We start from the raw sequence: 13859 nt of genomic DNA, 5'->3' as shown, positions 1-13859 counted from the left end.
CCAGAATGGTCCGGTGTACTACGGCATCCTCGGGACGACGACGGCCCACCACGACGACGGCACCCCGGTGCCGATCGGCGGCGCCCGGCTGAGGGCCCTGCTCAGCGCCCTCGCCCTGCGGCAGGGCCGTCCGGTCCCGGCCGACCTCCTGGTGGACGAGGTGTGGGACGCCGATCCGCCGCAGGACTCCTCCGCCGCGCTCCAGACCCTGGTCGGCCGGCTGCGCCGCACCATCGGCCGGGACGAGGTCGGTTCCGGCCCGGCCGGGTACTGGCTGACCGGCCCGGCCTCCGACCTCGCCGACTTCCAGCGGCTGACCGGCGAGGGCCGCCGCGCCCTGGACGCCGGGGACGACGCGCTCGCCGCCGAGAGGTTGCGCGCGGCGCTGGCCCTGTGGCGCGGCCCCGCGCTGGCCGACCTGCCGGACCGCGGCGGCCCGGCCGTCCGGCTGGAGGTCCAGCGCGAGGAGGCCCGCCGCCACCGGATCACCGCCGACCTCGGCCTCGGCCGGGCCGCGGAGCTGGTCGCCGAACTGGCCGAGCTGTGCGAACGGCAGCCGCTGGACGAGCCGTTGCAGCTGCTGATGATCCGGGCGCTGCACGGGAGCGGGCGGACGGCCGAGGCGCTGCGCCACTACGAGCGGACCAGGCGCGCGCTGGCCGAGGAGCTCGGCGTCGATCCGGGCCGCGGACTCCGCGCCCTGCACGCCGAGTTGCTCGCCCCGACGCCCGCGACGCCCCCGACGCCCGCGACGCCCCTGACGCCCGCGACGCCCCTGACGCCCGCGACGCCCCCGACGCCCGCAGCCCCCGCAACCCCCGCAACTCCCGCAGCCCCCGCGGAGCAGCGGGCGCCGAAGCCGGAGCCCGCCGGCACCCCGCCCCCCGGGCCCGACGCCGCACCCGCGCCCCAACTCCCGCGCCCCGGCGGAAACCTGCGCGGCCGGCTGACCAGCTTCGTCGGCCGTGAGGACGATCTCGCCGCGCTGCGCGGCATGCTGACGGACCGTCGACTGGTGACCCTGACCGGCCCCGGCGGCTCCGGCAAGACCAGCCTCTCGACCGAGGCCGGCCGCGCCGAACAGTCCGCCGGGGGCTGGCCGGACGGCGTCTGGGTGGCCGAACTCGCCCCGCTGGAGAGCCCGGACGCGGTGCCCGCCGCCGTGGTCTCGGCGCTCGGCCTGCGCGAGATCGTGCTGCACAGCACCAGCATGGTCGCCGAGGTGATCGAGAAGCGGGCCGAGGACCCGGTGCGCCGGCTGGTCGAGCACTGCCGCCACCGCCGGATGCTGCTCGTCCTGGACAACTGCGAGCACCTGATCCAGGCCGCCGCCGACCTCGCCGACGCCCTGCTCGCCGAGTGTCCCGGGCTGACGGTGCTCGCCACCAGCCGTGAGCCGCTGGGCGTGCCCGGTGAGACGGTGCTGCCGGTCGAGCCGCTGCCCGACCCGGTCGCGCTGCGGCTGTTCGCCGAGCGCGCGGCCACCGCCCGTCCGGGATTCGACCCGCAGGGCGACCCGGAGGCCTGCGCGGAGATCTGCCGCCGGCTGGACGGGCTGCCGCTGGCCATCGAACTGGCCGCCGCCCGGCTGCGGGTGATGACGGCGCGCCAGATAGCCGACCGGCTGGACGGCCGGTTCGCGCTGCTCACCGCGGGCAGCCGCACCCTGCTGCCGCGCCAGCAGACGCTGCGCGCGGTGGTCGACTGGAGCTGGGACCTGCTGGGCAAGCGGGAGCGGGCGGTGCTGCGCCGGCTCTCGGTGTTCGCGGGCGGCTGGCAGCTGGAGGACGCCGAGACGGTCTGCGCCGACGGCGTGGAGGTGGCCTCCGGCGAGGTCGCCGACCTGCTGCTGTCACTCGTCGACAAGTCCCTGCTGGTGGCCGACCTGGACGGGGCCAGCCTGCCGCGCTACCGGATGCTGGAGACCATCCACGAGTACGCGACCGAGCGCCTCGCCGAGTCCGCCGCCGAGCGCACCGCCACCGAGGCCCGCCACCTGGCGCACTTCCGCACCCTGGTCGCCGTCTCCGACGGGCAGATCCACGGCCCCCGGCAGCTGCACTGGCTGGCCGTGCTGGAGCGCGAGCAGGACAACATCCGGACGGCGCTGCGCCGGGCGATCGACCTGCGGGACGAGGAGCAGGCGCTGCTCATCGCGGTGGGCATGAGCTGGTACTGGTCGCTGCGCGGCTACAGCCTGGAGGCGCGCACCTGGTACAACGCGGTCGCCGCGCTCGGCCCGGACCCGTTCGGCCCGGACGCCCCGCGGCCGGTGCCGCTGGAGCGCAGCGTCTTCGCGTACGAGCTGCCGCTGTCCGCCGGGGTGGTCGAGGAGGCCCGCCGGCTGCTCGCGATGTTCCGGCTGATCGGGCTGTTCGAGGGCAACCTGGACGTCCTGGGCGACCCGGAGGCGATCCGGGTCGCCCAGCGGCTGATGGACGCCTACACCCCGGACCTGCCGCAGGCCTACCGCTTCCCCGGGCTGATGCGGGTGTTCGGCGCTTTCCTGGCCGGCCGCACGGACGTGATGAAGGAGCTGATCGACGACGCCGTCCGCGGCTGCGAGCAGTACGGCGAGGTGAGCGACCTGGCCTTCATCCTCCAGGTGCGGGCCAGGATGATGAACGACTGGCCGAGCGGTGCGGAGCAGAGCATCGTGGACGGCGAGCGCTCGCTGGAGCTGTACGAGCGGTCGGGCGACCTCTGGGGGATCTCCCAGGCGCTGTCCGCGCACGGCGAGTCGCTGGCCAACCGGGGCGAGTCCGCGGCCGCCGCCGAGGCGTACGCGCGGGCGATCGAGCTGATCGAGGAGCTGGGCGCGTCGCAGGAGGTGCCGATCCTGCGGGTGAACCTGGGCAGCGCCCTCCTGGAGCACGACATGGACCGCGGCGAGCGGGTCATCCGCGAGGCGCTGGCCTCGATCGACACCCCGGGCCTCAACCAGTCCACCACCGGGGCACTGATGTTCGGTCACATGGCGCTCTGCGGCATCCACGCCCAGCGCGGCGAGTTCGCGCAGGCGCTGGCCGAGCTGGACAGGCTGGACACGGTCCGGGTCGGCGGTTTCGCGCCGAGCCTGGTGAGCGGGATGCTGCGGAGCTCCCGCGGCTGGATCATCGCCCGGGCCGGGGATCCGGAGGCGGGGTTCGAGCTGCTGCGCGACGGCTGGCGGCAGCTGCGGGCGGTGACGGCGGCGAGCGGCTTCGCCGAACACATGACGGTCCTGGTGGTGCCCGCGGTGACGGCGGTGCTGTGCGCCTTCGCCCAGCGCGACGGGGACCTGGAGCGGGCCCGGGTGGCGGCCGTGCTGAGCGCCGCGCACGGCGGCCTGAACGGCCCCAAGGGCGGCTACCTGGACCGGGCCGAGCGGGTGCGCACCGAGGCCGTCCTGCGGGAGCTGCTGGGCGGGGCCGGGTACGAGGAGGCCCGGGCCGGCGGGGTCGGGATGACCCAGGAGCAGGTCTTCGAGGTGCTGGAGGGGCTGATCGGCTAAGCCCGCGCGGTCGAGCCGGTGCGGCGCCGCGCGGTCGAGCCCGTACGGCCGGCGCCCGTCCCCTGGTCACCGGCCGCACGGGCCCGTACGTCGGCCGGCGCCTGTCCCGGGCGGCCGGCCGTCCTGCCCGTCGGCCTTTCGCCCGCGGGGCCGACGGTGGTCGGGTGGGTCAGGTCCGCTTGCGGAAGCGGGCGACCGCCAGCGGGGCGAAGACCGCGGTGACGGCGGCCGACCAGATCAGCACGATCATCACCGGATGGGCCACCGGGCCCTCGCCGTTGAGCAGCGAGCGGGAGGCGTCGGCCAGCGCCGACAGCGGGTTGATCTTGGTGAAGGCCTGCAGCCAGCCCGGCATGGTGTCGGTCCGGGCGAAGATCGAGCTGCCGAACTGCATCGGCATCAGGACCAGCATGGCCACGCCCTGGACGGCCTGGGCGCTGCGCAGGGCCATGCCCAGCAGCATCGAGATCCAGACGATCGACATGCCGAACACCAGGCCCAGGCCGATCGTGGCCAGCACCTCCAGCAGACCGGTCTTCACCTCGAAGCCGATGCACATCGCGAAGCCGATCAGGATCGCGAAGGAGAGCAGCCCGCGGAGGGTCTCGGCGGCGATCTTGGACAGCAGCACCGAGGACCGGCCGATCGGCAGGGTGCGGAAACGGTCCATCACGCCGGTCTGGAAGTCGCTGTTGAGGCCGGTGCCGACGGCCATCGCGAGGGTGAGGCCGGTCTGCCCGAGGAGCCCGGGGATCAGGTACTGCTTGTAGGTGTCCTGGTCGCCGGCCATCGCGCCGCCGAAGACGTAGACGAACAGCACGGTGAAGATGATCGGCATCAGCACGGCGTCGAACATCGACTCCGGGTCGGCCTTGATCCGCATCAGGTTGCGCCGGGTCAGCGCGCCGACGTGGCGCAGGGTGCCGACCAGGCCGATCCGGCTGTCCTCCGCCGACGGCCGGGTGGTGCGGTCCGGTGCGGGGGCGAGCGTGGCGGTGGTCATGCGACGGGCTCCTTGGCGAGGCTGGGGGCGGTGTCCGCGGCGGACGCGGGCTTGCCGGTGATGGCGAGGAAGACCTCGTCCAGGCTGGGCACCTTGGTGTCGATGCCGGCGATGGCGAAGCCGCGGGTGCCGAGCACCCCGATCACCGCGGTCAGCTGCGCGTCGTCGGTGATCGGCACCGCGAGCAGCCCGGTGTCGGTGGACACGGTGGCGTTGGTGATGCCGATGTCCCGCAGGCAGTGGGCCATGTCCGGCAGCTCGGCCGGGTCGGCCGGGCGCACCTGGAGGGTCTGGCCGCCGACCTTGGCCTTGAGCTCGGAGACGGCGCCGTTGGCGATCACCCGGCCGCGGTCGATGACGGTCAGCTCGTTCGCGAGCTGCTCCGCCTCCTCCATGTACTGGGTGGTCAGCAGCACGGTGGTGCCCTCGGAGACCATCCGCTGCACCTCGTCCCAGACCTCGTTGCGGGTGCGCGGGTCCAGGCCGGTGGTGGGCTCGTCCAGGTAGAGCACCCGGGGGCGGCCGATCATGCTGGCGGCCAGGTCGAGCCGGCGGCGCATGCCGCCGGAGTAGGTCTTGGCGGTCCGCTTGGCGGCCTCGGTGAGCGAGAAGCGCTCCAGCAGCTCGGTGGCCCTGGCCTTGGCGTCGCGGCGGGAGAGGTCGAGCAGCCGGCCGATCAGGTAGAGGTTCTCGTACCCGGAGAGCAGCTCGTCCACGGAGGCGTACTGGCCGGTGAGCCCGATCGTGCGGCGCAGCTGCTTGGGCTGGCGCAGCACGTCGTAGCCGCCGACGTACGCGGTGCCGGCGTCCGGCTTGATCAGGGTGGAGAGGATGCGCACCAGGGTCGTCTTGCCGGCGCCGTTGGGGCCGAGCACGCCGAGGACGGTGCCCTCCCTGACGGTGAGGTCGACCCCGTCGAGGGCTTTGGTCCCACCGAAGTGTTTGACGATGCCGTGCACCTCCACGGCGTGTGCGGAGGTGGTTCCCCGGTCGTTCGGGGCCGTCGCGATTCGTGTCATGCCCCCAGGCTGTCCGCCGCCGCTGTCAGCTCCCTGTCGGCCCGCCCCGTCCGCTGTCAGGCCGCTGTCACCGGTTCTCGGCCGCGCCCGCGGGCACGACAGCGGCCCCGCTCCGGGCTGGGGAGCGGGGCCGTGGGGCCGTGTGCGTCGGCGGAAGGCGCCGTCGCGTCAGTGGAAGCTGTGCTCCGCCGCCGGGAAGGCGCCGGTGCGCACGTCCTCGGCGTACGCCCGGGCGGCGTCGCCGAGGACGGTCCGCAGGTCGGCGTACTGCTTGACGAACTTGGGCACCCGGCCGGCCGTCATGCCGGCCATGTCGGTCCAGACCAGCACCTGGGCGTCGGTGTCCGGCCCGCCGCCGATGCCGACGGTCGGGATCGCCAGCTGCTCGGTGACCTGGGCGGCCAGCTCGGCCGGGACGGCCTCCAGGACCACCGCGAAGGCGCCCGCCTGCTGGACGGCCTTGGCGTCGCGCAGCAACTGGTGCGCCGCCTCGTCGCCGCGCCCCTGGACCGGGTAGCCGCCGAGGGCGTGCACGGACTGCGGGGTGAGGCCGATGTGGGCCATCACCGGGACGCCGGCCTCGACCAGCAGCTCGATCGAGCGGGCGCTGCGCTCCCCGCCCTCCAGCTTGACCGCGCCGACCCCGGCCTCCTTCATCAGCCGGGCCGCGTTGTGCATGGCCTGCGCGGGGGACTCCTGGTACGAGCCGAACGGCAGGTCGGCGACGATCATGGACCGCTTGGTGCCGCGGACGACGGCGGCGGAGAGCATCACCATCTGATCCATGGTCACCGGGACGGTGGTCTCGTAGCCGAGGTGGCAGTTGCCCGCCGAGTCGCCGACCAGCAGCACCGGGATGCCGGCCTCGTCGAACACGCCCGCGGTGAGGGCGTCGTAGGCGGTGAGCATCGACCACCTCTCGCCGCGCTGCTTGGCGGCGGCGAGGTCGCGGACGGTGACCCGGCGGTTGGTGACCCCGCCGTAGAGGGAGGTGGTCGACGCCTGGTTCTGGGCAGGCGAAGGCGTAGAAGCGTTCATCGAACGGACTCCTGAAGGGTTGTCGTCTCGTGGCGCCGTGCGGCGTCCCCGGATCACCTCCATGCTTGCACGCCCCGGCTCCGGCGCAAAGAGGGGTGCGGTCGTCCCGGTGCGATCCGGGACACACCGGGCGTGTGGGCCGCCCCGGGCCGGGGTGCGCGGGAGCCTCCCGAATTTGCCCGCCCTTTACGAAACGGATTCGGCTCGTATCGTATCGGCCGCTACTCTGGTGGGGGGGTTGCGAGACGTGCTCGGCTCGTAAATGCCCGCCAGTGCCACGCCAACACGGACGGGAAGAACCATGACCACCGCAGCCGCGCCACCCCGTGTGCCGGAAGCCATCCACCGTCGGCGCTGGGTGATCCTCGCCACCCTGCTGCTCGCCCTGCTCGTCGTCGTCCTCGACAACTCGATCCTCAACGTCGCGATGAAGACCATCGCGACCCCCGCGCCGGTCGGCCTCGGAGCCACCCAGAGCGACCTGGAATGGTCGATCAACTCCTACACCCTGGTCTTCGCGGGGCTGCTGTTCACCTCCGGCCTGCTCGGCGACCGGTTCGGCCGCAAGCGCGCGCTGCTGGCCGGCATGCTGGTCTTCGGAGTGGCCTCGCTGCTGTCCGCGCTGGCCACCTCGCCCGGTGAACTCATCGGCTACCGCGCCCTGATGGGCGTCGGCGGCGCGCTCGCGATGCCCGCCACGCTGGCGATCATCATGAACGTCTTCGAGCGCTCCGAGCAGCCCAAGGCGATCGGGATCTGGGCGGGCGCGGTCGGTCTGGCCATCGCCATCGGCCCGATCACCGGCGGCCTGCTGATCGAGCACTTCTGGTGGGGCTCGGTCTTCCTGGTCAACGTCCCGATCGTGGTCGTCGCGCTGGTCGCGATGGTGATCCTCGTCCCCGAGTCCAAGGACCCCGCCCCCGGCCGGATGGACCCCGTCGGCGTGCTGCTGTCGATCGTCGGCCTGGTCGCGCTGATCTACGGCATCATCAAGGGCGGCGAGCTGGCCGACTTCACTGCGGCCGAGGCCTGGGTGCCGACCCTGGTCGGCGTACTCGCCCTGGCCGCCTTCGTCTGGTTCGAGCGCCGCACCCCGTTCCCCGCGCTGGACGTCACCTGGTTCCGCAACCGGGTGTTCAGCGCCTCCGTGGTGGTCGTCGGCGTGATCTTCTTCGCGCTGATGGGCGTCTCCTTCTTCGGCGTCTTCTACATCCAGAGCGTGCGCGGCTACAGCGCCCTCCAGGCCGGCGTGCTGATGCTGCCGCTGGCCGCCGCCCAGCTGGTGTTCGCCCCGCGGGCCCGGCTGGTGGTCGACCGGCTCGGCGTCGCCGCCACCGCCACCGGCGGCATGCTGCTGGTCGCGCTCGGCTTCCTCGGCTACGTCGTGCTGACCGCCACCAGCCCGATCTGGGTGCTGGTCCTGCTCGGCCTGGTGATGGGCGCCGGCATGGCGCACGTCATGCCGCCGGTCACCGTCGCGATCATGGCCTCGCTGCCCCGGGAGAAGGCCGGCGCCGGCTCGGCCGTCAACAACACCTTCCGCCAGGTCGGCGGCTCGCTCGGGGTCGCCGTGCTCGGCGCCGTGCTCTCCACCGCCTACCGCGACGGGATGGCCGACACCCTCACCCGGCTGCCCGAGGACCTGCGCGACAAGGCCGGGGAGTCGCTGGAGGCCACCCTGGCCATCGCCGACCGCATCCCCGGCGGCCAGGCGCTGATCGCCCCGGCGAACGACTCCTTCATCCACGCCATGCACGTGGTCGCCTCGCTCTCGGTGGGCGTCTCGCTGGTCGGCGCCGTGGTCGCCTGGTTCCTGCTGCCGCGCCGCCCGGCCACCCCCGCGGGCCCGGCCGGTCCGGCCCCCGAACAGCGCGGCCAGGCACGGGAGGCCGCGGCCGCGGACGCCCGACCTGCGGCCGGAGCGCGCCGTGACTGAGTGACAATGGCCCTGTCATCCGGGTACGCCACCGGGTGGCGGGGCCGACCACGAGGGAGAGACAGCGGGGATGAAGACGGACACGCCGACCGCCGGCACCGGGCAGCACTGCGCCGAGGTACGCCGTGGCCGGCCCCGCAGCGAGGCCGCCGAGCAGGCCATCCTCACGGCCGTCGAGGACCTGATGGCCGGCGGCACCGCGCTGTCGGAGCTCACCATCGAGGGCATCGCCGCCGCGGGCGGCGTCGGCAAGGCCACCATCTACCGGCGCTGGCCCAACAAGGAGGCCCTGCTGGTCGACGTGGTCAGCCGACTGGAGGAGCCGCTGCCCGAGTCCGCCGGCGCCGGCGCCCGGGCCGACCTGATCGCCCTGGTGGACCACATCCGCCGGCGCGGCCTGGCCAAGCGCACCCGCTGGGTGCTCAAGGCCGCCCTCGGCCAGATGCAGACCCTGCCCGAGCTGTACTCCGCCTACCGCGAGCGGGTGATCAAACCGCGCCGGGAGGTCGGGCTCCGCCTGATCCGCCAGGCCGTCGCCGAGGGCGTGATCCGCGACGACCTCGACGTGGACCTGCTCAACGACCTGCTGCTCGGGCCGATCCTCTACCGCAGCATCCTGTGGGACGACTCCGACCTGGAGGACCCGGACCTGGCCCGCAAGCTGGTCGACTCCGTGCTCGAGGGCCTCGCACCCCGCTGACCGGGCGCCCCTGCCCGCCCCTGCCCGCCCCCCGCCCGGCCTCGCCCGCCCCCCGCCCGGCCTCGCCCGCCCCCCGCCCGACCTCGCCCCGGACGTGGCCTCCCTCACCAAACCGGGCCACGCCGGAACCCGCTCAGCAGGCCCGACGTCTGTCCCGGCATAGGCTGAGCCGGGTCCGACCACACCGGCACCGACCCGGTACACGCCCGCACCCTCGACGGGCCGGGCACCGGAACGGCGACGGCACGAGCGACGGGAGCCACTTCATGGCGCAGGCGGACAGGACCGAGCGGATCGCGGCCCCCGGGGGCGGCACCGACGGCCCGGCCCCCACGGCGCGCCGCGGCGGCTTCCTCGGCCTGCGCCACTGGGGCCGGGACGCCCGCGGCAGCGGCACCTGGCGGCGCGGCCTGGTGATCGCCGCGCTGGCCGTGCTCACCGCCGCGCTGCTCGCCTTCCACGCCGAGGTGCCCAACAGCGTCGGCAACCTCGGCAGCCTGCTGGAGACCTTCCTGCCCTGGCTGGGCCTGGCCGTCCCGGTGCTGCTGGTGCCCGCTCTGCTGCGCCGCTCCGCCACCGCGCTGGTCGCCCTGCTGCTGCCCCTGGTGCTCTGGGTCAACCTGTTCGGCGGCCTGCTGTCGGACAAGAGCGGCGGCAAGGGCGACTGGACGGTGGTCAGCCACAACGTCGCCGCCGCCAACACCGACGTGCCGGGCACCATCCGCACCCTGGTGGACTCCGGCGCCCAGATCGTCGCCCTGCAGGAGCTGGCCGGCCGGCAGCTGCGCTCGTACGAGACCGGGCTCGCCGCCGCCTACCCGCACCACACCGTGGAGGGCACGGTCGGGCTCTGGTCGAAGTACCCGATCGGGGACGTCTCCCCGGTGGACCTGAAGATGGGCTGGACCAGGGCCTTCCGCGCCGAGGTCACCACCCCGCAGGGCCCGCTCGCGGTGTACGTGGCGCACCTGCCCTCGGTGCGGCTGAAGGCCGAGGGCGGCTTCACCGTCAACCAGCGGGACCTCAGCGCGCAGGCGCTCGGCGACGCGATCGAGGCCGAGCCGCTGAAGAAGGTCCTGCTGCTCGGCGACCTCAACGGCACCATGAACGACCGCAGCCTGGCGCCGGTCACCTCGCAGATGCGCTCGGCCCAGGGCGCCGCCGGGGACGGCTTCGGCTTCAGCTGGCCGGCCGCCTTCCCGATGGCCCGGATCGACCAGATCATGAGCAAGGGCGGGCTGGACCCGGTGGACTCCCGCACCCTGCCCCGGGACGGCAGCGACCACCTCGGGGTGGCCGCCAGCTACCGCTACCAGCCCGTCCGCTAGCCGCGCCGCCAGCGGTTGGTGATCGGCAGGCGGCGGTCCCGGCCGAAGTTCTTGGCCGAGATCTTCGGGCCCGGCGGGTACTGGCGCCGCTTGTACTCGGCGGTGTCGACCAGCCGGACCACCCGGTCCACCAGGGCCGGGTCGAAGCCGGCCGCGACGATCGCGTCCCGGCCCTCGTCGCCCTCGATGTAGCGGGTCAGCACGCTGTCCAGCACGTCGTAGTCGGGCAGCGAGTCGGTGTCCACCTGGTCCGGCCGCAGCTCGGCGGACGGCGGCTTGGTGATGGTGTGCTCCGGGATCGGGGGCACCTCGCCGCGCCGCTCGGCCTCCTCGTTGCGCCAGCGGGCCAGCCGGAAGACCAGCGACTTGTAGACGTCCTTGATGGGCCCGTAGGCGCCCACCGAGTCTCCGTACAGGGTCGAGTAGCCGACTGCCAGCTCGCTCTTGTTGCCGGGCGCGAGCACGAGGTGCCCCTCCTGGTTGGAGATCGCCATCAGCAGGGTGCCGCGCAGCCGGGACTGGAGGTTCTCCTCGGCCAGGCCGGTCAGTTCGGTCGCCCCCAGGTAGGCGTCGAACATCGGGGCGATGGAGACGGTCCGCAGCGACAGCCCGGTGCGGCGGGCCAGTTCGGCCGCGTCGTCCCGGGAGTGCAGGGAGGAGTAGCGGCTGGGCATGGAGACGCAGTGCACGTTCCGCGCGCCTACCGCGTCCACCGCGATCGCGGCCACCAGCGCCGAGTCGATGCCGCCGGAGAGGCCGAGCAGCACCGACCGGAAGCCGTTCTTGGTCACGTACGCCCGGGTGCCGGAGACCAGCGCGGCCCAGATCTCGGCCTCGTCCGAGATCCGCGGCGCCACCCCGGCGGTGAGCCGCACCGCGGGCGCGGCCTGCGGCTCGCCGCCCAGCTCGGTGAGGACCAGGTGCAGGCCGTCGCTCAGCAGCAGCCCGTCGGTGTCGTCGCTCGCGGCGGCCGGCAGGTCGAGGTCCAGCACCACCAGGTGCTCCTCGAACTGCGGTGCGCGGGCCAGGACTTCGCCGTCCGCGCCGACCACGATCGAGTCGCCGTCGAAGACCAGCTCGTCCTGGCCGCCGACCATGTTGACGTACGCCAGGGTGCAGCCGGCCTCGGCCGCCCGGCGCCGCACCAGCTCCAGCCGCTGGTCGTCCTTGTTCCGCTCGTACGGGGAGCCGTTGACCACCAGCAGCAGCCCGGCGCCGGCCTCGCGGGCGGCGGTGACCCGCCCGCCGTCCTGCCAGATGTCCTCGCAGATGGCGAGGGCGACGTCCACCCCGCGCACCCGCAGCACCGGCAGCTGGTCGCCCGGGACGAACCAGCGGAACTCGTCGAACACGCCGTAGTTGGGCAGGTGGTGCTTGGCGAAGCGGGTCACCACCTCGCCCCGGTGCAGCACCGCGGCGCAGTTCTGCGGGGAGCCGGCCGGGCGGTTGAAACGCGGCGAGGCGTGCTCCGAGCGCCCGAGGTAGCCGACCACCACCGGGACCTCGCCCAGCCCGTCCGCCGCCAGCCGGCCGGCCAGTCCGACCAGCGCGGCGCGGGAGGCCTCGACGAAGGATCCGCGCAGGGCGAGGTCCTCCACCGGGTACCCGGTGAGGGCCATCTCGGGGAAGGCGACCAGCTGCGCGCCGGCCTCCACGGCCAGCCTGGTCCAGCGCACCACCTCGTCGCCGTTGCGGTCGAGGTCACCGACCCAGGGGTCGATCTGGCTCAGGGCGAGACGGAGATTGGGCATGCCCCGAGTGTAATCGTCTAACTGACGCTATGTCCTGGGTGGAGGGCGACGGCGCGGGGGTCGGCGCTGCCGGGTCGGGCGGAGATCGGCCATGATGGGGGCAGCCGCTTTACGAGGTCTTTGCGGGGGCCTCCGAGGCGTAACACGAGCGTAAAGAGCAGAGGTGAGACTGTCCCCATGGGCAAGCAGCAACAGTTCGTGCTTCGGACGCTCGAAGAGCGTGACATCCGGTTCGTCCGGCTGTGGTTCACCGACGTGCTCGGGTTCCTGAAGTCGGTCGCGGTGGCCCCGGCCGAGCTGGAACAGGCCTTCGAGGAGGGCATCGGCTTCGACGGCTCGGCGATCGAGGGATTCGCCCGGGTGTACGAGTCCGACATGATCGCCAAGCCGGACCCGACCACCTTCCAGATCCTGCCGTGGCGCTCCGAGACCCCGGGCACCGCCCGGATGTTCTGCGACATCCTGATGCCCGACGGCTCGCCGTCCTTCGCCGACCCCCGGTTCGTGCTCAAGCGCACCCTGGAGAAGGCCTCCGAGCAGGGCTTCACCTTCTACACCCACCCGGAGATCGAGTTCTTCCTGCTGAAGAACCTGCCCGGCGACGGCACCCCGCCGATCCCCGCCGACCAGTCCGGCTACTTCGACCACACCCCGCGCGGGGTGGGCCACGACTTCCGCCGCCAGGCGATCACCATGCTGGAGTCGATGGGCATCTCGGTCGAGTTCTCGCACCACGAGGGCGCCCCCGGCCAGCAGGAGATCGACCTGCGCTACGCCGACGCGCTGTCCACCGCCGACAACATCATGACCTTCCGACTGGTCATGAAGGAGGTCGCGCTGGAGCAGGGCGTGCACGCGAGCTTCATGCCCAAGCCGTTCTCCGAGCACCCCGGCAGCGGCATGCACACCCACGTCTCGCTGTTCGAGGGCGACCGCAACGCCTTCCACGAGTCCGGCGCCGAGTACCAGCTGTCCAAGGTCGGCCGCTCCTTCATCGCCGGCCTGCTGAAGCACGCCGCCGAGACCGCCGCCGTCACCAACCAGTGGGTGAACTCGTACAAGCGGATCTGGGGCGGCTCCCAGCGCACCGCCGGAGCCGGCGGCGAGGCGCCGTCCTACATCTGCTGGGGCCACAACAACCGCTCGGCGCTGATCCGGGTCCCGATGTACAAGCCGGGCAAGCAGGGCTCCACCCGGATCGAGGTCCGCTCGCTGGACACCGGCTGCAACCCCTACCTCGCCTACGCCGTCACCCTCGCGGCCGGCCTGAAGGGCATCGAGGAGGGCTACGAACTCCCGCCCGGCGCCGACGACGACGTGTGGGCGCTCACCGACTCCGAGCGGCGCGCCCTCGGCATCCAGCCGATGCCGCAGAACCTCGGCGAGGCCATCGACCTGATGCAGCGCAGCGAGCTCGTCGCCGAGACCCTCGGCGAGCACGTCTTCGACTTCTTCCTGCGCAACAAGAAGCACGAGTGGGAGGAGTACCGCTCCGAGGTCACCCCCTTCGAGCTGCGCAAGAACCTCCAGGTTCTCTGACGGTTCGTCGGCCGGTTCGGGCCGCTCGGGCGGTGTACCCCACGCACGCTAA

9 protein-coding genes are annotated in these 13859 nt (G+C 73.2%); 5 read left to right on the top strand and 4 right to left on the bottom strand.

All coding sequences use genetic code 11. The annotated features are described in order from the left end of the window. Window positions 1-13: 13 nt before the first annotated feature. Complete coding sequence (locus tag ACZ5OX_RS03860; protein ID WP_465628593.1) at window positions 14-3493, top strand: AfsR/SARP family transcriptional regulator; 3480 nt, start codon at window positions 14-16, stop codon at window positions 3491-3493. Window positions 3494-3662: 169 nt separating this feature from the next. Here the strand turns inward: ACZ5OX_RS03860 and ACZ5OX_RS03855 are convergent, their stop codons facing one another. The 3 genes from ACZ5OX_RS03855 to panB form a co-directional block, all read right to left on the bottom strand. Then, complete coding sequence (locus tag ACZ5OX_RS03855; protein WP_465628592.1) at window positions 3663-4496, bottom strand: ABC transporter permease; 834 nt, start codon at window positions 4494-4496, stop codon at window positions 3663-3665. Then, window positions 4493-5515, bottom strand: coding sequence for an ATP-binding cassette domain-containing protein (locus tag ACZ5OX_RS03850; RefSeq protein WP_465628591.1), 1023 nt, complete (start codon window positions 5513-5515; stop codon window positions 4493-4495). The genes ACZ5OX_RS03855 and ACZ5OX_RS03850 overlap by 4 nt, the downstream gene beginning before the upstream one ends. Window positions 5516-5683: 168 nt before the next feature. After that, window positions 5684-6553, bottom strand: coding sequence for a 3-methyl-2-oxobutanoate hydroxymethyltransferase (panB, locus tag ACZ5OX_RS03845; protein WP_465628590.1), 870 nt, complete (start codon window positions 6551-6553; stop codon window positions 5684-5686). 301 nt (window positions 6554-6854) lie between these two features. Between panB and ACZ5OX_RS03840 the strand changes: the two genes are divergently transcribed. From ACZ5OX_RS03840 to ACZ5OX_RS03830, 3 genes are all read left to right on the top strand, one after another. Next, on the top strand, window positions 6855-8489 hold the full coding sequence (locus ACZ5OX_RS03840) for a DHA2 family efflux MFS transporter permease subunit (protein ID WP_465628589.1): 1635 nt from the start codon (window positions 6855-6857) through the stop codon (window positions 8487-8489). 70 nt (window positions 8490-8559) lie between these two features. Continuing rightward, complete coding sequence (locus tag ACZ5OX_RS03835; protein ID WP_449789251.1) at window positions 8560-9189, top strand: TetR/AcrR family transcriptional regulator; 630 nt, start codon at window positions 8560-8562, stop codon at window positions 9187-9189. A gap of 266 nt (window positions 9190-9455) precedes the next feature. Then, window positions 9456-10517: an endonuclease/exonuclease/phosphatase family protein gene (locus ACZ5OX_RS03830; RefSeq protein WP_465628588.1), complete on the top strand. Its 1062-nt coding sequence runs from the start codon at window positions 9456-9458 to the stop codon at window positions 10515-10517. On the opposite strand, the gene ACZ5OX_RS03825 is transcribed toward ACZ5OX_RS03830, so the two are convergent. After that, the gene (locus ACZ5OX_RS03825) at window positions 10514-12268 is read right to left on the bottom strand and encodes an NAD+ synthase (RefSeq protein ID WP_465628587.1); all 1755 of its coding nucleotides are present in this window, start codon (window positions 12266-12268) and stop codon (window positions 10514-10516) included. The genes ACZ5OX_RS03830 and ACZ5OX_RS03825 overlap by 4 nt on opposite strands. A gap of 177 nt (window positions 12269-12445) precedes the next feature. Here ACZ5OX_RS03825 and ACZ5OX_RS03820 point away from each other — a divergent pair, with 177 nt between their 5' ends. Beyond that, window positions 12446-13807, top strand: coding sequence for a glutamine synthetase family protein (locus ACZ5OX_RS03820; RefSeq protein ID WP_402412135.1), 1362 nt, complete (start codon window positions 12446-12448; stop codon window positions 13805-13807). The last annotated feature ends 52 nt before the right edge of the window (window positions 13808-13859 follow it).

This window comes from Kitasatospora sp. NPDC032121, from assembly GCF_055580145.1.
The sequence above is the reverse complement of the archived record's forward strand: the minus strand, read 5'-3'. Positions and strand labels throughout refer to the sequence as shown.